This window comes from uncultured Maribacter sp. (genome assembly GCF_963974015.1).
Classification (GTDB): Bacteria; Bacteroidota; Bacteroidia; order Flavobacteriales; family Flavobacteriaceae; genus Maribacter.
Map to the genome: position 1 here is coordinate 378,761 of NZ_CAXBBZ010000001.1, position 18,862 is coordinate 397,622.

The following is an 18,862-nucleotide window of genomic DNA, read 5'->3' on the forward strand; positions in this document are numbered from 1 at the left end:
CGAGATCGAAAAGACGTACCCTATTTTAAAATATGGGCTACTAGCTCTTGTAACTCCCCAACAACCTCCTCTTCAAACCATGGATTTTTTCTTCGCCAAAAGTGATTTACAGGAGAAGGATGCGGCACTGGAAAATACTGTGGTAGAAAGTCTGAATAGTTCAATATATTCTCCGTCAGATTCTTTTTAGATGATTTCCCCAAATATTGGTCTTGTGAATATTTACCGATCAGTAGAATTAGCTTTACATTTTCAAATTGTTCCCATACTTTAGAATGCCATAACGGAGCACACTCTTTTCTAGGTGGTAAATCGCCTGTTTTCCCTTTCCCGGGAAAACAGAAACCCATTGGTAATACCGCAAAATTATCTAGATTATAAAAGACTTCTTCATTAACACCAAGCCACTCTCTTAGTTTTTTACCACTAAGATCATCCCATGCTTTATTTTCAACATGGGCTTTTCTACCTGGCGCCTGACTTACTAGAATTATTTTTGACTTTATTGAACCAGAAATTATTGGTCGAGGGTCTAAAGGCAAATGAGCTTTGCAAACTTCACATCCTCTTATTTCGGTCAATAATTTTTCCATTACGTTAGATTACAAAATACTTCACCAACCAAATCGTCAACATTCCCCAAAATGTTCCTGTCGCCATGCTTAAAATAGCCAGTACAATGGCATGTGGCATCCATTTTAAATTATAGGCAGCGGTAACTGCCGGTGCCGTAGCTATACCGCCAACGTTTGCCATACTTGCAATTGGCACCCATGCCATATTTATATTTAAAAGTTTTGCAATAAGTATCATAAACAAAAAGTGGCCAACCAACCATACTACCAAAAATCCAAGAAAAGGCATATTAAACCCAAGTGTAGCAATTTGTAGTTTTAATCCTAAAACGGCCATAACCACTATAATAAGAATTCCACCTGCTTTTAGGGCGAATTTGTAATTCCATTGTTTTATAAAATTGCTTATTGCCAATCCTAAAAAGGACAATAGCACCACTTTCACAACAAAACTCTCTATTAAAAAATTACATAGAACTACTATTCCTAAAATGATAGCTATACTTACCATGGGATTTAATTTAACACCGTTCTCAACCCGAATATCTTCGGGAATGGCAATGTCAGTAACCTTAAACCATATATTAAGTTTGTTGCTTTTTTTAATACTTTGAAACATTAGAATGGTCCAAACATTCACCAAAATATTATCCATCACCAAAACAGTAAGGAATATATTTTCTGGACATTCTACCAATTCCTTTAAGACCAATTGACTGGTACTACCCCCAATCCAACTTCCTACAATAGGAGGTATGCCCATCCAATAACCCTCTTGTATCATGATTTCAGACACCAATTCGGTCTCAGAAAAAAGTAATAAAAATACTAAAGGGAATACTGCGATGAATAATGACCCCGATGCAAAAACCAATAAAGGTTTTAATCCGATTGCTTTTAGCTGGGTAAGCGACAAACTACTCATCACAGCAATTATCGCTAAGGGAATAAAATAATCCTTACTAAAATCATGAATACTAGACTGGGAATAATCAACATTTAGCACATAGGAAATAATCGCAGGAATAATGTATGCTAAAAGGATGGCGGGTACCCAATCAAAAATAGATTTGATGTGTCTATTCTCCCATCGGTCTAAAAAATATACAGCTATGACCGTGATTGTGGCTATTACCCATGGTACTATCATGGTAACAATTTAAGGTATTTTTAATCCTATCCTGAAATTATTTCAAAGGTTCTCCATCAAAAGTCAAGCCTTCAAAACCGGTTTTCATGAAATTCCTAATATTCTGATGACCGCCACCTTCTGGTTCTTGAAGTACCTCATCAAAATAATAAGTGCCAAAACACGCCAATGTTTCCTGTTTTGTTAAACCTACTTTATTAGCAAAAGCAAATACTTTACATGAACCAGAATTTTGACCCGCTTCATTAGTTAAATTCCCATTTGAAAATGTCGTAGGCGTAAAAGCGTAATTAGATTCAATTACCGCCATAGTGTCGGAAAAAGATATACCCATTGGTTTTGTCGCTAATTTCTTCTTGAACTCTTCTATTTTCATACCACTTACTTTTTTCCTCCAATAACGATTACAATTTCTCCTTTAGGTGGTTTCTCAGTAAAATGTCTCAATACTTCTTCAACTGTACCGCGAACAGTTTCTTCATAAAGCTTTGTCAATTCCCTAGAAACAGAAACAGGTCTGTCCGCCCCGAAATATTCAACAAAATTTGCAAGCGTTTTCAATAATTTATGTGGAGATTCATAAAAAATAATGGTGCGTGATTCTTCCGCCAAAAACTTCAGGCGTGTCTGTCTTCCTTTTTTAACGGGTAAAAATCCTTCAAAAACAAACTTATCATTTGGTAAACCGCTATTGACCAACGCTGGTACAAATGCCGTAGCACCAGGCAAACAATCTACTTCTATATTATTTTCTACACAGGCACGAGTCAATAAAAAGCCAGGATCTGATATAGCAGGCGTACCTGCATCAGAAATCAATGCAATGTTCTCACCATTTTTTAATCGACCTACTAAATAATCGACCATATTATGCTCATTATGCATATGGTGACTTTTCATAGGCGTACCAATTTCAAAATGATGCAATAATTTACCACTAGTACGAGTATCCTCGGCTAGAATTAAATCGACCTCTTTAAGTATGCGAATAGCCCTTATGGTCATATCCTCTAAATTGCCTATCGGAGTCGGAACTAAATAAAGTTTTCCCATGTGTTTCTAAAGTAAACGACCTCGGGGCAAGCCCAAGATATTAGTAACCAAACGACTTAAATTTAGCTAGGCAAACCTCGGTTCATTTAAATCTCGATCATCGAGTAAAAAAACCCAATACAAGTGGCTGGATGTGTAATTTAATTATTATTAAGCAAATCTACGGGCGACCAATTCAATAAAACGTTCTTCATATTGCTCTTTACCTACCCAATTATTATAGTCTGGTTTTACCATATTCTTAATGAAAGAAATAGAACGTTCTTCAGAATCAATTGTATTTAATTGAGACAGCACCCGGTTATAATCTTCCATACTATTATTGAACAAATGCTTAACAAATGCCAACCGATCATTAAGATCGACTTTTACCTTGCTATTTCCTAAACGATCATTTAATGATTTAGGCGACACTTCACTTTTCTTTAAATCCTCATTCGAAGGCATAAAAAGTTCCTTGTCATTTTTCATATAGTTAGGTTTGGACATAAAATCAGCCAAAACATCTTCTAACTCTTCATTATTAGGCATTTCAGAAACCATATCCTTAATCGTATCCATACCAGGAATCATAATATCTTCATCGTGCGGATTATTCTCTGGTACTGATTTATTAGAATCTAATACTGCGTTCGCCAATTCTTCGAATTTAGCGGCAATAGCATTTTTAGAAACATCTACTTCCATGTCGTTAAGTTCCAGTTCAATAAACTTTAGCACAGCCAATTTTTCATAAAGATTTTTAGACAATTCATATAAACCGGAAATATCATCTAGATTATCTGCAGTTAGAATTTCCGTGGACAACTTCCTCAACTCCTTTTTCAACTTATTTTTCATCTCACAATTTTTTATGTCAAGACCAAGAAGGCATCTTTTTTTAATAACTTTATCATTCTAAAATAATAAACGAAAAACCCCTTATTTTCGTCTAAAATTACAAAATGTTTCTTGAAAACACAGTGAATCCGAAAGAACAATTCGGGTGGATAGAAGTCATTGCCGGGTCGATGTTTTCTGGAAAGACAGAAGAATTGATCCGGAGGCTAAAACGCGCCCAGTTCGCCAAATTAAAGGTTGAAATCTTTAAGCCTATGGTAGACACTCGTTATGATGATGAAATGGTGGTTTCACATGATGCCAATGAAATACGTTCTACGCCTGTACCTGCCGCTGCGAATATTCGAATACTTGCAGACACTTGCGATGTAATTGGCATTGACGAAGCACAATTTTTTGATGATGAAATAGTAACGGTTTGTAATGATTTGGCCAATAAAGGCGTTCGTGTTATCGTTGCCGGTCTTGACATGGATTTTAAAGGAAAGCCATTTGGCCCAATGCCAGCACTAATGGCAACAGCCGAATACGTAACTAAAGTGCATGCCATTTGTACCCGAACAGGTAATTTGGCCAATTATAGTTTTAGAAAATCCAGCAATGATAAATTGGTTATGTTAGGTGAAGTAAATGAATATGAGCCCTTAAGCCGTGGAGCTTATTACAAGGCTATGCTAAAAGAAAAGGTAAAAACCATGGATGTAAAATCTGAAGAGATCGATGCAATCAAAAAGAATGAAAATGGCTAAGGCACAAGAGACGGTTTTAGAAATTGACCTAAAAGCACTACAGCATAATTACGAATATTTACGTTCAAAAATAAAGCCAGAAACCAAGTTTTTAGCAGTTGTAAAAGCGTATGCTTATGGTAGTGATTCACAAGCCATTGCTATACACCTACAAGACTTGGGTGTAGATTATTTTGCCGTTGCATATGCTAACGAAGGCATTCATTTAAGAGAAGCAGGCGTCACTGTACCTATTTTAGTGCTTCATCCACAAAAGGCTCATTTTCAATCATTAATTGAGAATAACCTAGAGCCCAGCATTTACTCAAAATCAATATTATTAGAATTTATTTCAACCGCTAAAGATTTAAGTGTTACCGATTATCCAATTCATTTAAAATTTAATACCGGATTAAATAGGTTAGGCTTTTCGGTTGAAGATCTACCAGAAATTTCAAAACTCATCAATAAACAAGATGCTATTAAGGTAATTGCTATTTTATCTCATTTAGCCGCTACTGAAGATAGTAACGAAACTGAATTTACAACCTTGCAACTAAAACGTTTCGATGCCATTTGCAACGAAGCTGACATTACCTTTAAAGACAAACTTTTAAAACACGTTTTAAATACATCTGGAATTATAAATTACCCTCAAGCGCAATACGACATGGTACGAAGTGGTATTGGCTTGTATGGTTACGGAAACCAAACAGATGTAGATTCTCATCTAATACCAGTGGTAACCTTAAAAACCATAATAGCACAGAAGCATAGCATTCCTGCTGGGGAGTCTGTGGGATATAACCGTAAGTATAGTTCAAATTCAGAAACCATTACAGCAACTTTACCCTTGGGTCATGCCGATGGTATAGGTAGACAATATGGCCATGGTAAAACTTTCGTTAGTGTTAATGGTCAATTAGCTCCAATAATTGGAAATGTTTGTATGGATATGATTATGATTGACGTCACAAATATTGAATGTTATGAAGGGGATGAAGTCATCATTTTCGGGAAAGAACTACCGGCTTCAGAATTCTCGAAAACTGCAAATACAATCTCTTATGAGTTAATCACGGGGCTTTCGCAACGCATAAAGCGAATAATCAAACATTGAACTTATTAACATTTCTTTAAGGTTTGAGTATTTTTAGTAAATTGCCTTACATTAATATTAACCATTAATAAAACACTAAAACATGTTTAAAGAATTTAAGAATTTCATTATGACGGGTAACGTCATAGATTTAGCCGTAGCTGTATTACTTGCAGGTGCTATGGGATTAGTCGTTAGCGGATTTGTTGGCGATATCATGATGCCTATTGTTGGTCATTTCAGTGGAGGCGTAGATTTCGCCGATATGAAAATTGTATTATCTGACGCAATTATTGCAGCTGATGGTTCGGTAACAAAACCGGAGAATGCCATTATGTACGGTAAATGGATCAATGCAATTATCAACTTAATAATCGTAGGTTTTGTGTTGTTCATGATTGTAAAAGCTTACAACAAAACAAAAACTCCACCAGCTCCAGTAGAAGAGGCTCCAAAAGGACCAACTGCTGAAGAACTTTTGATTGAAATTCGTGATGCTTTAAAAAAATAAAATAAAATTATTCCTTGACTTCTCAAGGCAAAACGTTGCACTGCAACTTATTATATACATAACCGTCAACTTTGTCAGGAAATCAAAGTTGACGGTTTTTTTTGACAGCGACCCAAACACCTAATTTCATTTATTTTATTTCAATTGTTATATTTGAAACATTTTGTTATATTTTGATTATTCTTTCTTCTTTTGCTTGTGTAGCTTGTAGTAATGATTATTTTTGCCGCTTAATTATAAGAACTGACAAATGAAAGTAGCTGTTGTAGGTGCCACAGGCATGGTAGGGGAAGTAATGTTGAAAGTATTGGCAGAACGTAATTTTCCAATTACGGAACTATTATTGGTTGCCTCTGAACGTTCCGTGGGTAAAAAAATGACTTTTCAAGGCAAAGAGCATACCGTAATCGGCTTGGCAGATGCTGTAGCTGCAAGACCAAATATTGCCATCTTTTCTGCAGGTGGTGACACCTCATTAGAATGGGCTCCAAAATTTGCTGAAGTGGGTACAACAGTTGTAGATAATTCGTCTGCTTGGAGAATGGACCCAACCAAAAAATTAGTGGTTCCCGAAATAAACGCTCATGAACTGACCGCAAATGATAAAATAATCGCCAACCCAAATTGTTCAACGATTCAATTGGTAATGGCTTTGTATCCATTGCACAAAAAATACAAAATGAAACGTGTTGTGGTTTCAACCTATCAGTCTGTTTCAGGTACCGGAGTGAAAGCCGTGAAACAACTCGAAAATGAAATAGCAGGTATACAGGGCGAAATGGCCTATCCTTACCCAATTGGTAGAAATGCTTTGCCACACTGTGATGTATTCATGGAAAACGGTTATACCAAAGAAGAGATGAAGCTTGCACGCGAGCCACAAAAAATATTAGATGACCGTACCTTCTCAATTAGTGCTACCGCCGTTCGTATACCAACTGCAGGTGGACATTCAGAATCTGTAAATGTTGAATTTGAAAATGACTTTGAGCTTAATGAAGTTCGTCAACTTTTAAATGAAATGCCCGGTGTAACCGTTCAAGATAATCCAGATACAAACACCTACCCGATGCCTATTTACGCACATGATAAGGATGAAGTTTTTGTAGGTCGTATACGTAGAGATGAAACACAAAGAAATACGTTAAACATGTGGATCGTTGCCGATAACTTGAGAAAAGGAGCCGCAACGAATGCTGTACAAATTTCAGAATATTTAGTTGAAAAAGGACTAGTTTAAATCATATTTTAAGAACGTTAAAACCTTCAAAACTTATCTGTTTTGAAGGTTTTTTTATGGTATTTTAGTTGAAAAATCACTACTAATGAAAAAATTGCTGCCTGGCCTGTTGGCCATTATCATAATCTCTTCATGTAAAAACGAATGTAACCAGAACCAATTATCGTGAATTACCCTGTTACTGCAAAAGTTGATACCGTAAACACCTATTTTGAAACGGAAGTTAAAGACCCTTATCGTTGGTTAGAAGATGATAGAAGTCCAGAAACCGAAGATTGGGTCAAAGAACAAAATAAAACCACGTTCGGTTATTTAGAAAAAATACCTTTTCGAAAAGATTTAAAAAATAGGCTTGAAAAATTATGGAATTATGAAAAGCTAGGGTCTCCACGTAAAAGAGGCAATTATACCTATTTCTATAAAAATGATGGCCTACAGAACCAATATGTTGTTTACCGAGCAAAAGGAGATGAAGAACCAGAAGTATTTTTGGATCCCAATACGTTTTCTGAAGATGGCACAACTTCATTAGCTGGTTTAACTTTTACCAAAGACGGTTCATTAGCGGCTTATCTAATATCTGAAGGAGGTAGTGATTGGCGAAAGGCAATTATTTTAAATGCCGAGACCAAAGAAATTATGGAAGACACTTTGATTGATATTAAATTCAGTGGTATCTCTTGGAAAGGCAATGAAGGATTCTATTACTCCAGTTATGACAAACCAAAAGGCAGTGAACTATCTGCCAAAACCGACCAACATAAAGTTTACTATCATAAATTAGGTACAACACAAAAAAACGATGAACTTATATTTGGCGGTACTCCTATAGAAAAACATAGATATATTGGAGCAAGTGTTACCGAGGATAATAAATATTTGGTAATAAGTGCCTCAGTATCCACCTCGGGCAATAAATTGTTTATTAAAGATTTGGAAGACCCCAATGGGTTATTAATTCCTATTGTTGAAGATACCGATTCTGATAATTATGTTATTGACAATGTAGGATCTAAACTTTACATAGTAACGGATAGAAATGCACCTAACAAAAAGATAGTTACTGTTGACGCCAAAAATCCGGAGCTAGAGCATTGGATAGATTTTATTCCAGAAACTGAAAATGTGCTTAGTCCAAATACAGGTGGAGGATATATTTTTACAGAATATATGGTAGATGCCATTTCAAAAGTGTTCCAATATGATTATAATGGCAACCTTATTCGCGAAGTAAAATTGCCCGGCATTGGATCTGCAAGTGGTTTTGGTGGTGAGAAAGAAGATATAGATTTTTATTTCTCATTTACGAACTATAATACACCAGGTTCTATCTATAAATACGACCCAAAAAATGGTGAATATGAGTTATATTGGAAACCAGAAATAGATTTTAATCCTGAAAATTATACTTCTGAACAGCTATTTTACAATTCAAAAGACGGTACTAAAATACCAATGATCATCACCTATAAAAAAGGCGTTAAACTAAATGGTAAAAATCCTACTATTTTATATGCTTACGGAGGGTTTAATGTTAGTCTTACACCTTCTTTCAGTATTGCCAATGCCGTTTGGATGGAGCAAGGTGGTATTTATGCCGTACCAAATTTACGTGGTGGTGGCGAGTATGGTAAAAAATGGCATGATGCCGGTATCAAGACCAAAAAACAAAATGTATTCGATGACTTTATTGCAGCAGCCGAGTATTTAATTTCTAATGAATACACTTCAAAAGAGTATTTAGCTATTCGAGGAGGTTCTAATGGCGGTCTTTTAGTCGGGTCCACAATGACGCAAAGACCAGATTTAATGCAAGTAGCACTGCCCGCTGTTGGTGTTATGGATATGTTACGTTATCATACATTCACAGCCGGTGCCGGATGGGCATATGATTATGGAACTGCTGAAGATAATATTGAAATGTTCGAGTATCTAAAAGGATATTCACCAGTACATAATGTAAAAGCAGGAACTTCTTATCCTGCTACTTTAGTGACAACTGGTGACCATGATGATAGAGTGGTACCTGCACATAGCTTTAAATTTGCGGCCGAACTTCAAGAAAAACAAGAAGGTACTAACCCAACTTTAATACGTATTGAAACAAATGCAGGCCATGGTGCAGGTACTCCTGTTAGTAAAACAATTGAACAATATGCAGATATATTTGGCTTTACACTATTTAATATGGGATATTTCGAATTACCGAACAAAAGTGTTTTAAAAGATTTTAAAGAGTAAAATCATTTCAAAATCAATAAATTATTGAAAAATCCGTTTCTAATAGAAGCGGATTTTTCAATTTTGCATTTCAAAGAATATATACATGTTACGAGTAGAGAATCTTTCCTTTTCCTATGATAAACTTCAAGTTTTAGAATCTATTGATTTAAGGATTCAGCGTGGAGAACATGTTGCCATAATTGGAGAAAGTGGCTGTGGTAAAAGCACTTTACTTAAGCTTATCTACGGATTAATGGATTTGGAACAAGGCGAAATTTTCTGGGAAGATGAGCAAATTCTAGGCCCTGCGTACAACTTGGTTCCAGGAGCTTCATTTATGAAATACCTTTCTCAAGATTTTGATTTAATGCCCTTCACTTCCGTTGCTGAAAATATCGGTCAATATCTTTCCGTTTTCTATCCTGAAGAACTTAAAGAAAGAACTCAAGAGCTTCTAGAAATGATTGAACTTACCGAGTTTGCCGATAAAAAGGTAAAAACACTAAGTGGTGGCCAACAGCAAAGAGTTGCCCTTGCGAGGGTTTTGGCTCAAAAACCAGAAGTTTTACTCTTAGATGAACCTTTCGGGCATATCGACAATTTTCTTAAAAATAGCCTACGACGTAATATTTTCAATTATTTAAAAGAAAATAGAATTACCACCATTGTTGCAACACATGATGTAAACGATGTATTACCATTTGCTGATCGCGCTGTTGTTTTAAGAGATAAAGAAATAATTGCAAGGGCCAGGCCGATGGAACTTTATAAAAATCCGAAGAGCTTATATGTGGCATCCCTATTTGGTGAAGCAAGTATGATTTCTATAGATGTACTTAAAACCTATGCAAATACTAAACGAAAAATTATCGTTTATACTCATGAGTTTAGAGTATCACCGTCTTCAGGATTAAAGGTAACTGTTGAAAAAGCTTATCCTATGGGAAGTCACTATTTAACTGAAAGTAGAAGTATCGACAATGAAGTCATCTTTTTTAATGCAGACCAAATGCTACCAAAGGGGAAAGAGGTATTTTTAAACGTGGCCATTGAAACTATCAATCAACGCATACAAGAAGCCGCTTCTATCTAAAGACTAGTAAAGTTTATATTGCTCATTAAGAGTCTTTAAAATAATTCATTTTTAATGAACCCTTTTTCATTGAAAAGTAGGAACATTTGTTTTTAATTACTTTTGTTCAAAACCAAATTTTGAACAAAGATCAAATTCTTACTGAATTACAGTTCAAGGCTATTCGAAGTAGTGGCCCTGGTGGTCAGCATGCAAATAAGGTTTCTTCAAAGGTAGAACTCTCTTTTGAACTAAACACTTCTAACGGACTTACCGAACGTGAGAAGAAAAAAATTCAATTAAAACTTGATAGTAAATTAACCAATGACGGAGTGTTGATTTTACAATGTGATGAATCACGAAGCCAACACAAAAACAAGCAATTAGTTATCAAACGATTTTTTAAATTACTTGAAAAATCTTTAATAGTACCAAAGCCAAGAAAAAAAAGTAAACCGACCCGATCTTCAATTGAAAAAAGATTAAAAGGCAAAAAAATTGCTTCCCTTAAAAAGATAAATCGTGGCAAGCCAGAGTTTTAACCTACTCTGTTCACTAAGGTTCCTATACCATCTATTGAAATAATAACCTCATCATCAATTTCTAATGTAAAATCGCTTGACGGTATAATGCCTGTTCCTGTCATTAATAAACTACCATTGGGAAACGTACATTCTCTATAAAGGTATTCTACAATATCTACTAACTTTCGTTTTATTTGGTCAATACCAATATTTTTATCGAATACGTTTTTCCCAGCCCTATTAATAACTAAACGTATTTTAGTATTAGTTGGCAAAGGTTCGTTGGTTAACAACACACAAGGGCCTAGTGCAGCACAACCATCATATGTTTTGGCTTGCGGCAAATACAAAGGGTTCTCACCTTCTATACTTCTAGAACTCATATCGTTCCCTATAGTGTATCCTATAATTTTACCATTAGATGTAATGACTAAGGTTAATTCTGGCTCAGGCACATTCCAACTAGAATCTTTTCGAATTCGAACAACACCTCCATTGCCAACCGTACGGTGTGCAGTAGCTTTAAAGAACAACTCGGGCCGATCAGCCTCATAAACCTTAGCATAGAAACTACTGCCTCCTGCCTCTTTAGATTCCTCTTCCCTTCCTAATTTGCTATTGTAATAAGTAACACCACTAGCCCATATTTCTTGACTTTGAACAGGAGCTTTTAGATTGTTTTCCAAAATTGAGTTGGCATCCTTAATTCTATTACTTTCATTTAGTTTTGCCTTTGTATTAGTGATAATGCCATCATCATTAATAAACTCGTCCCATTTCTCTTCATTAAGTAGATGGAATTTTGATTCATGTTCTACTAATATTCCACTTTTGGTATTATATACTTTCATATTTTATGAGATTATGCAAAGATTGTATAAAAGATAAAAACGGTAATTGCGCCCGTAAGTCCGAGTAAACCACTTCCCAAACTAAATAAACGATATCCTGTTTTCACATTCATACCACTCATTTGGGTAACCACCCAAAAGAAACTATCGTTCGCATGAGAAACGACCGCAGATCCTGCACCTATTACTATTACCACCAAGGCTTTTTGAATTTCAGAATCAAAACCAAGCGAAGACATCATGGGCATTATGATAGATGCGGTTGTCACCAAAGCCACTGTTGAAGAACCTTGAGCCGTTTTTATTGCCGCTGCCAAAACAAAGGGCAAGAATATACCCATGTTATATTCCGTTAGGGTTTGTCCCAATATATCGGCTATACCTGAATTCTGTAATATTTTTCCGAAAATTCCGCCTGCTCCTGTTATCAAAATTATTGATGCCGCATCTTTAATTGCTTTTCCTACCCATCCAGTAGATGACAGCATATCATAATTCAACTTCTTAGGTAATAACAGACACAATAAAATACCGATCAATAAGGATATAACCGGTTCACCAACAAAATTGATGAAGTCTATAAAACCGTTATCCAATCCTGTTTTAGTTGGATTTAAAACTGATTTCAATACGATAAGTACAATTGGCACTAGAATTGGGATTGAGGATTTAAGCGCTCCTGGAGAATCATTTATTTCTTTGTCGGCTGTTAATGTATCTTCAACATCTGGCTCGATATAGGTTTTGGAAGCATACTTCTTCGCGAAAATAATACCGACAATTAACGCAACTATACTGGTTGGAAAGCCAAAGGCAATGACCAATCCTAAATCTGCATCCAAAATTCCTGCAGCTGCAATGGGACCAGGCGTTGGCGGTACCATTGTATGGGAAGCCATTAGACCCAAACCTAAGGCTATTGCCGGACCAGCAATCGATATTTTTGCTTTCTTGGAAAGGCTTTTGTTCAAGGGATGCAATAGCATAAAACCGCTATCTGCAAAAACCGGTATCGAAACGATATAACCAATAATACCCATAGCTGTAGGCACTCTTTTTCTTCCAATAATTTTCAACACCTTTTCTGCAATAGCGAAAGCCCCTCCGGTATTCTCTAAAAATGCACCTATGATTACCCCAAGAACTATAATCAATCCTATTTTTCCAAGCGTCCCACCAAAACCTTCATTTATAGATAGTATGATATCGGCGTAAGGCATGCCCGCAAAAATTCCGTATAAAATAGAAATAATGAAAAGCGCTAAAAAAGCATGTATCTTCAGCTTGGTCGTTAATATGATAATAGCAATGACTGCAATGATGAGGTAAAATATTTCCATAATCTAGTGTAAATCTCGTTCTACTTTAGATCCAGAACCACCAACCAGAAAATCTAAATCGGCACCTTTATCAGCTTGTTCTACATGATCAATATACATTTTAACATATCCTCTCTTAGCTAACGGTTCTGGTGAAATCCATTCTTTTTTTCGCTTGATCAACTCTTCTAACTCAACATCAAGATGCAGTGAACGTTTTTCTACATTCAACTCTATCATATCACCATTTTTCACAAATGCCAACGTTCCACCAACCGTAGATTCTGGGGAGACATGTAAAATAACCGTACCTGCAGCTGTACCGCTCATTCGCCCATCTGAAATGCGAATAATATCAGTAATTCCTCTTGCTAATAGTTTTTTAGGTAGGTCTACATTACCCACTTCTGGCATTCCTGGATATCCTTTTGGACCAACACCCTTAAGCACGATTACACTATTCTCATCAATTTCTAAATTTGGATCATCTATTCGTTCATGGTAGTCTTCCATACTTTCAAAAACTACTGCTTCCCCTCGATGCTGCATCAACCTTGGCGTAGCGGCCGATGGTTTTATAACCGCTCCATTTTCGCATAAATTGCCTTTTAATACGGCAATGCCTGCTTTTTCCTGAAAAGGATGTTCTAAAGCTGCAATTACATCTCTATCATAACATACTTCACTTTCGTAATTATCTGTGATGCTTTTGCCATTTACCGTAATGGCCTCATCATGTAACAACGGTTTCAATTCTTTCATGACCACTGGTAATCCGCCGGCATAAAAGAAATCTTCCATTAAGTATTTTCCTGAAGGTTTTAAATTCACGAGTAAGGGTACTTTACTTCCCACTTTATCAAAATCTTCCAAATTTAATCTTACTCCAATTCTACCAGCAATTGCTGTAAGATGAATTATAAGATTTGTAGAGCCGCCAACTGCAGCGTTGGTAATTATAGAATTCTCAAATGCTTTTCTTGTTAGTATTTTAGAAAGTGTTAAATCTTCCTTTACCATTTCTACAATTCGCCTTCCAGATAATTGAGCGAATAATTTTTTTCTTGAATCAACCGCAGGTATTGAAGAAAAACCTGGCAACGTCAACCCTAAAGCTTCACACATCGTAGCCATAGTCGAAGCGGTACCCATGGTGTTACAATGCCCTATACTTCGAGCAACGCAAACCTCAGCTTCTTTAATATCTTCTGCAGAATATCCACCAATCTCTTGGCGTTCTTTTATCATCCAATTCATAGAACCAGAACCTATTTTCTCTCCTCTAAAGCGACCTGTTAACATAGGCCCGCCAGGGACGACAATGGTAGGTAAATCTACACTGCACGCACCCATTATTGTCGAAGGCGTAGTTTTGTCACAACCTGTCAACAAAACAATACCGTCTAATGGATTAGCACGAATGGATTCTTCTGTATCCATACTCGCTAAATTGCGAAATAACATGGTCGTGGGTTTCATTATGGTTTCACCCAAAGACATGACTGGAAATTCTAATGGAAAACCGCCTGCTTCTAAAATCCCTCTTTTTACAACTTCTGCAAAATCACGAAGATGACCATTGCATGGTGTTAGTTCAGACCAAGTATTACAAATTCCTATTACCGGTTTCCCTTCAAAATAATCATCAGGATATCCTTGATTTCTTAACCAAGATCGGTGAACAAAACCCATTTTATCATTGCCGCCAAACCACTCGCTACTCCGTAATTTTCTTTTCTTATCCATACTATTAATTAGGCAAAAAAATATGCCGGGATTAAGATAACGAAATATTTTGTATGAAATATTAGTGAATTGTTAGTATCGTTGAGGTTTTACCATTAAAATGAAATGTGTCTCCTATAGACTTACCGTAAATTAATTTTCCGATTGGGGTGGCAGCAGAAATGCAATACACAGAATTGGTCGAATTTTTATACTCTCCTGCAGATATTGCTATATAGTATGTAAAGAAATCAGTTATGACCAAGTTTCCCAATCCCACCAATTGGGAGTTCCTATCTTTTGGGACTTTAGAAAGTAGTTGTTGTGTTTTTTCTAATTCTGATAGTTGCTGACCCAGTTTTTCACGCTCTAATTGAATCATTGCCCTACCAGTTTCATGCTTGTCACCAGCACTACTTTTTGTCTCTGAAGTTAGCGCGGTTTCAAGTTCTTTTATCTGCGACTGTATTCTTCCTAGTCTCTCTTCAACAAATTGGCCACAAAAGTTGTAAGCCTCCTTCTTTAAGGTCTCGCACTCTTCAATTTTCTTCAACGTGGTACAAATCTGCTAATTTATAAATCAAGTAATTTACCATTTGATGGTCTGCATCGCCTGATTGTATCATTCTTTGGATAGCACTTTTATTTTCAATTTTAAAATAATCTAAATCGCCCGAACGGTCCTCGCTAAAAATATTCCAAGACTTTAGCCCACTCAACATCGCTTTATGAGCTTCATATTTTTTAGTGATTTCATGCTCTTGCTTTTTACTTATTGATATAGACGATTCATCGTCTTGCAATAATTTATAATCAGCAGAAATTCGGGCATCGGCTTTCTCTGCTTCGGTAATTATTTTAAAATAGGCTTTTGATACCAGGGTTTGGTACCGATCCTCAAAACCAGCTTCTATTTTTGTATCATTAGCTAGTAAAACCTCGTTATCATTACTAGCATATAATTCCTCTGTATTCTCCGCATTATCAGCAAGTAAAGACTCTTGCCATGCTTGAGATTTTATCAATTCTTTCCACACTTTAGCATATTCGCGCTGATAGTGAGTTTGTGATGCTCCGCATCCTACTAGGCAAACGGTACCTAAAATAGCTAACATTATACCTGTGCCAATTCTTTGTGTCAATTCTTTCATATAGTATTTAATTCTATTACAAACCATTTATCAGTCTACTGTTCTAGGTAAACCAACATTTAAATTTGAGTAACAGATAAGCTAATGGAATGTACAATTTAAAAATAAAATCAAGAGAATAAGTGACTTTTGGATAAGATTTAAAAAAACAGGATAAAAGAAATACAATCTATTTAAAAATATTAGCCAATTGCTTGCCTATTGTTGTGCCAATAGCAATTCCCATACCACCTAAACGCACTCCACATGCTGTGTTATTGGTCAGTTGTTTTACAATCGGTTTCTTTTGCTGGCCAACACCCATTATCCCGCTCCAACCATAATCGATTTCAAATTCTTTATTAGGCAAAATAACTGTTTTCAATAATTCTTTGAGTTTGTCTTTGACCAAATTGGTAGTCCCAAAATTATAAGTCTCCTCTGTCTTAAAATCTAAATTTCTACCCCCACCAAAAAGTATACGATTACCAACATTTCGAAAATAATAATAGCCTTCTTCTAAATGAAATGCTCCTTTAATAGATAAATTAGGAATGGGTTTCGTAATAAGAACTTGTGCTCTTGCTGGGCTTATCTTTTCTGGAAGTAATTGTGAAGCAAAACCATTTGTGGCTATTAAGAGTTTATTGGATTGAAACTCGAATTCATTTGTACAAATGGTAACCTTGTTGCCAAAATCTTCAAAAGAATCAACATTGGTCGCGTTTAATATGGTAATCCCTTTTTGTAAGGCTAACTGTAATAACGATTTCATCATCTCTCCCGTATTAATTTGCCCTTCGTAAACTTGAGAGATATATTCTTTCTTAATACCCTTAAAATGATATTTATTTGGTGAGGTTACGAAAGCATCCCCCTTAAAAATAGGTCGCAACAAATCATTTATCTCAGTAACATTCTTTATGCAGTGTCGATAAAGTTCCTCGTCTTTTTCTAAAAAAAGTTCGTGTCCTCCATGTTTTTCAAAACCAATTGATGAATCGCCTAATATACTACGTAATGCCTGAATACCTTTCCACCTGTCACTAACTAAATTTATGACCTCATGCTCTGAATGTGTTTTTAGGTCGGCTAAAATTTCTGAAATACTGCCAAAACAAGCAAACCCTGCATTTTTCGTACTAGCGCCTTGTGGCAAAGTTCCTTTTTCCAAAACCAAGATACGTGCTTTTGGAAAGTTGTTTTTTAATTCTATGGCACAGTTTAAACCAACAATACCGCTGCCAATTATTGTAAAATCAATATTGGAAAACCAAGACTTGCGCTCCCAGTAGCTAAGGTTCATTCGTGAATACATTTAATTAAGTTATGAAAATCTAGGATAAAATTGCGATAAAAAAACTCCAACATTGCTGTTGGAGTTTTGTATTAATCTTCTTTAGGTGGATTCATTTTCCAATCATTCATAAAGGCTGTCGTATAATTTCCAGCCAAATAATCTGGATGGTCCATTAATTGCCTATGAAACGGAATTGTCGTTTTAATGCCCTCTATTACAAATTCATCTAATGCACGCTTCATTTTATTGATTGCTTCTTCTCTTGTTTGTGCCGTAGTAATCAATTTAGCGATCATAGAATCATAATTCGGTGGTATACTATAACCACTATATACATGCGTATCCATACGTACACCATGACCACCCGGTATATGTAAGGTGGTTATCTTACCTGGCGATGGTCTAAAGTTGTTATAAGGATCCTCTGCATTAATTCTACATTCTATAGAGTGTAATTTTGGAAGGTAATTTTTACCTGAAATTGGCACACCGGCAGCCACTAATATTTGCTCACGAATTAAATCATAATCTATTACTTGCTCAGTTATAGGGTGCTCAACTTGAATACGGGTATTCATCTCCATGAAATAGAACTTACGGTGTTTGTCAACCAAAAATTCTATAGTCCCTGCTCCTTCATATTTAATATACTCTGCAGCTTTAACAGCAGCGTCACCCATTGCTTCCCGTAACTTATCGGTCATAAATGGTGAAGGGGTTTCTTCTGTTAATTTTTGATGGCGTCTTTGTATAGAACAATCTCTTTCAGAAAGATGACATGCTTTCCCATATTGATCACCAACGATTTGAATTTCAATATGCCTTGGCTCTTCAATCAATTTTTCCATGTACATACCACCATTTCCAAAGGCAGCAGTAGCTTCATTAACCGCACTGTCAAAAAGCTCTTCCATTTTGTCTTCAGACAAAACGGCACGCATTCCTTTACCACCACCACCCGCAGTAGCTTTTATCATTACCGGATAGCCCATTTTCTTAGCTATCTTTTTTGCATCAGCAACATCTTTTAAAAGACCTTCTGAGCCAGGTACACAAGGTACACCAGCCTCCTTCATGGTTTCTTTGGCCGTGGCCTTATCACCCATTTTGTCAATTTGATCACCAGAAGCTCCAATAAATTTTATCTCGTGCTCTGCACAGATACGTGAAAACTTCGAATTTTCTGATAAAAAACCATAACCTGGGTGAATGGCATCTGCATTTGTAATTTCTGCAGCAGCAATTATATTCGGTATCTTTAAATAGGATTCACTACTTGCAGCTGGACCAATACAAACCGCTTCATCTGCAAAACGCACATGTAAGCTTTCCTCATCGGCCTTACTATAAACAGCAACGGTTTTAATACCCATTTCCTTACAGGTACGAATAACCCTCAAAGCGATTTCTCCCCTATTTGCAATCAGTATTTTTTTAAACATCTTTTAAATTTTAAGTTCTAGGTTCGACATGATTCTTACATACCATTCTAACAATAGTATCTAACAATTATTACTCAAAA

Annotated in this window: 18 protein-coding genes and 1 pseudogene; 7 read left to right on the top strand and 12 right to left on the bottom strand. The window is 36.0% G+C overall.

What is annotated here, in order from left to right:
• Positions 1-20 precede the first annotated feature (20 nt).
• The 5 genes from AACZ41_RS01680 to AACZ41_RS01700 form a co-directional block, all read right to left on the bottom strand.
• Positions 21-593, bottom strand: a complete 573-nt coding sequence (locus AACZ41_RS01680) for a uracil-DNA glycosylase family protein (protein WP_339625857.1) — start codon at positions 591-593, stop codon at positions 21-23.
• A gap of 4 nt (positions 594-597) precedes the next feature.
• A complete protein-coding gene (locus tag AACZ41_RS01685; protein ID WP_339625859.1) occupies positions 598-1,725 on the bottom strand; it encodes a DUF819 family protein in 1,128 nt (375 codons plus the stop codon).
• Positions 1,726-1,762: 37 nt separating this feature from the next.
• Positions 1,763-2,101, bottom strand: coding sequence for a HopJ type III effector protein (locus AACZ41_RS01690; RefSeq protein ID WP_339625861.1), 339 nt, complete (start codon positions 2,099-2,101; stop codon positions 1,763-1,765).
• Between the two features lie 5 nt (positions 2,102-2,106).
• Positions 2,107-2,778, bottom strand: coding sequence for a 16S rRNA (cytidine(1402)-2'-O)-methyltransferase (rsmI, locus tag AACZ41_RS01695; RefSeq protein ID WP_339625863.1), 672 nt, complete (start codon positions 2,776-2,778; stop codon positions 2,107-2,109).
• Positions 2,779-2,928: 150 nt separating this feature from the next.
• Entirely contained in the window at positions 2,929-3,618 is a 690-nt protein-coding gene (locus tag AACZ41_RS01700) for a hypothetical protein (RefSeq protein ID WP_339625865.1), read from the bottom strand.
• Positions 3,619-3,722: 104 nt separating this feature from the next.
• Between AACZ41_RS01700 and AACZ41_RS01705 the strand changes: the two genes are divergently transcribed.
• The 7 genes and pseudogenes from AACZ41_RS01705 to arfB all read left to right on the top strand — a co-directional run bounded on the left by AACZ41_RS01705 (position 3,723) and on the right by arfB (position 11,033).
• Positions 3,723-4,367: a thymidine kinase gene (locus AACZ41_RS01705; protein ID WP_339625867.1), complete on the top strand. Its 645-nt coding sequence runs from the start codon at positions 3,723-3,725 to the stop codon at positions 4,365-4,367.
• Complete coding sequence (gene alr / locus AACZ41_RS01710; RefSeq protein ID WP_339625869.1) at positions 4,360-5,466, top strand: alanine racemase; 1,107 nt, start codon at positions 4,360-4,362, stop codon at positions 5,464-5,466. Before AACZ41_RS01705 ends, alr begins: the two co-directional genes overlap by 8 nt.
• A gap of 82 nt (positions 5,467-5,548) precedes the next feature.
• Complete coding sequence (gene mscL, locus AACZ41_RS01715) at positions 5,549-5,956, top strand: large conductance mechanosensitive channel protein MscL (protein WP_339625871.1); 408 nt, start codon at positions 5,549-5,551, stop codon at positions 5,954-5,956.
• Between the two features lie 250 nt (positions 5,957-6,206).
• A complete protein-coding gene (locus tag AACZ41_RS01720) occupies positions 6,207-7,196 on the top strand; it encodes an aspartate-semialdehyde dehydrogenase (RefSeq protein WP_339625873.1) in 990 nt (329 codons plus the stop codon).
• Positions 7,197-7,281: 85 nt separating this feature from the next.
• Positions 7,282-9,437 (top strand): annotated as a pseudogene (locus AACZ41_RS01725) (prolyl oligopeptidase family serine peptidase).
• 85 nt (positions 9,438-9,522) lie between these two features.
• Positions 9,523-10,512: an ABC transporter ATP-binding protein gene (locus AACZ41_RS01730; protein ID WP_339625876.1), complete on the top strand. Its 990-nt coding sequence runs from the start codon at positions 9,523-9,525 to the stop codon at positions 10,510-10,512.
• Positions 10,513-10,631: 119 nt separating this feature from the next.
• The gene (arfB, locus tag AACZ41_RS01735) at positions 10,632-11,033 is read left to right on the top strand and encodes an alternative ribosome rescue aminoacyl-tRNA hydrolase ArfB (RefSeq protein ID WP_339625878.1); all 402 of its coding nucleotides are present in this window, start codon (positions 10,632-10,634) and stop codon (positions 11,031-11,033) included.
• Here arfB and AACZ41_RS01740 read toward each other — a convergent pair.
• From AACZ41_RS01740 to accC, 7 genes are all read right to left on the bottom strand, one after another.
• A complete protein-coding gene (locus AACZ41_RS01740; RefSeq protein ID WP_339625880.1) occupies positions 11,030-11,866 on the bottom strand; it encodes a fumarylacetoacetate hydrolase family protein in 837 nt (278 codons plus the stop codon). The genes arfB and AACZ41_RS01740 overlap by 4 nt on opposite strands.
• Positions 11,867-11,877: 11 nt before the next feature.
• Entirely contained in the window at positions 11,878-13,206 is a 1,329-nt protein-coding gene (locus AACZ41_RS01745) for a GntP family permease (RefSeq protein ID WP_339625882.1), read from the bottom strand.
• Between the two features lie 3 nt (positions 13,207-13,209).
• Positions 13,210-14,931, bottom strand: a complete 1,722-nt coding sequence (locus tag AACZ41_RS01750) for an IlvD/Edd family dehydratase (RefSeq protein ID WP_339625884.1) — start codon at positions 14,929-14,931, stop codon at positions 13,210-13,212.
• A 61-nt stretch (positions 14,932-14,992) separates the two neighbouring features.
• Positions 14,993-15,463 carry a 3-oxoacyl-ACP synthase gene (locus AACZ41_RS01755; RefSeq protein WP_339625886.1) on the bottom strand — a complete coding sequence of 157 codons (471 nt, stop codon included), beginning with the start codon at positions 15,461-15,463 and terminating at the stop codon, positions 14,993-14,995.
• On the bottom strand, positions 15,450-16,061 hold the full coding sequence (locus AACZ41_RS01760) for a hypothetical protein (protein WP_339625888.1): 612 nt from the start codon (positions 16,059-16,061) through the stop codon (positions 15,450-15,452). The genes AACZ41_RS01755 and AACZ41_RS01760 overlap by 14 nt, the downstream gene beginning before the upstream one ends.
• Positions 16,062-16,230: 169 nt before the next feature.
• Positions 16,231-17,346 (bottom strand): FAD-dependent oxidoreductase, encoded by a 1,116-nt coding sequence (locus AACZ41_RS01765; RefSeq protein ID WP_339625890.1) that lies wholly within the window; start codon positions 17,344-17,346, stop codon positions 16,231-16,233.
• Between the two features lie 83 nt (positions 17,347-17,429).
• Positions 17,430-18,782 (bottom strand): acetyl-CoA carboxylase biotin carboxylase subunit, encoded by a 1,353-nt coding sequence (accC, locus tag AACZ41_RS01770; protein WP_339625892.1) that lies wholly within the window; start codon positions 18,780-18,782, stop codon positions 17,430-17,432.
• Positions 18,783-18,862 lie beyond the last annotated feature (80 nt).

Bases quoted from the DNA above. Each gene is read 5' to 3' on its own strand.
- accC (WP_339625892.1), bottom strand. From the start codon at position 18,782: ATGTTTAAAAAAATACTGATTGCAAATAGGGGAGAAATCGCTTTGAGG.
- AACZ41_RS01765 (WP_339625890.1), bottom strand. From the start codon at position 17,346: ATGAACCTTAGCTACTGGGAGCGCAAGTCTTGGTTTTCCAATATTGAT.
- AACZ41_RS01740 (WP_339625880.1), bottom strand. From the start codon at position 11,866: ATGAAAGTATATAATACCAAAAGTGGAATATTAGTAGAACATGAATCA.
- AACZ41_RS01680 (WP_339625857.1), bottom strand. From the start codon at position 593: ATGGAAAAATTATTGACCGAAATAAGAGGATGTGAAGTTTGCAAAGCT.
- AACZ41_RS01685 (WP_339625859.1), bottom strand. From the start codon at position 1,725: ATGATAGTACCATGGGTAATAGCCACAATCACGGTCATAGCTGTATAT.
- AACZ41_RS01750 (WP_339625884.1), bottom strand. From the start codon at position 14,931: ATGGATAAGAAAAGAAAATTACGGAGTAGCGAGTGGTTTGGCGGCAAT.
- AACZ41_RS01760 (WP_339625888.1), bottom strand. From the start codon at position 16,061: ATGAAAGAATTGACACAAAGAATTGGCACAGGTATAATGTTAGCTATT.
- AACZ41_RS01700 (WP_339625865.1), bottom strand. From the start codon at position 3,618: ATGAAAAATAAGTTGAAAAAGGAGTTGAGGAAGTTGTCCACGGAAATT.
- AACZ41_RS01730 (WP_339625876.1), top strand. From the start codon at position 9,523: ATGTTACGAGTAGAGAATCTTTCCTTTTCCTATGATAAACTTCAAGTT.
- AACZ41_RS01705 (WP_339625867.1), top strand. From the start codon at position 3,723: ATGTTTCTTGAAAACACAGTGAATCCGAAAGAACAATTCGGGTGGATA.
- mscL (WP_339625871.1), top strand. From the start codon at position 5,549: ATGTTTAAAGAATTTAAGAATTTCATTATGACGGGTAACGTCATAGAT.
- rsmI (WP_339625863.1), bottom strand. From the start codon at position 2,778: ATGGGAAAACTTTATTTAGTTCCGACTCCGATAGGCAATTTAGAGGAT.
- AACZ41_RS01690 (WP_339625861.1), bottom strand. From the start codon at position 2,101: ATGAAAATAGAAGAGTTCAAGAAGAAATTAGCGACAAAACCAATGGGT.
- alr (WP_339625869.1), top strand. From the start codon at position 4,360: ATGGCTAAGGCACAAGAGACGGTTTTAGAAATTGACCTAAAAGCACTA.
- AACZ41_RS01745 (WP_339625882.1), bottom strand. From the start codon at position 13,206: ATGGAAATATTTTACCTCATCATTGCAGTCATTGCTATTATCATATTA.
- AACZ41_RS01720 (WP_339625873.1), top strand. From the start codon at position 6,207: ATGAAAGTAGCTGTTGTAGGTGCCACAGGCATGGTAGGGGAAGTAATG.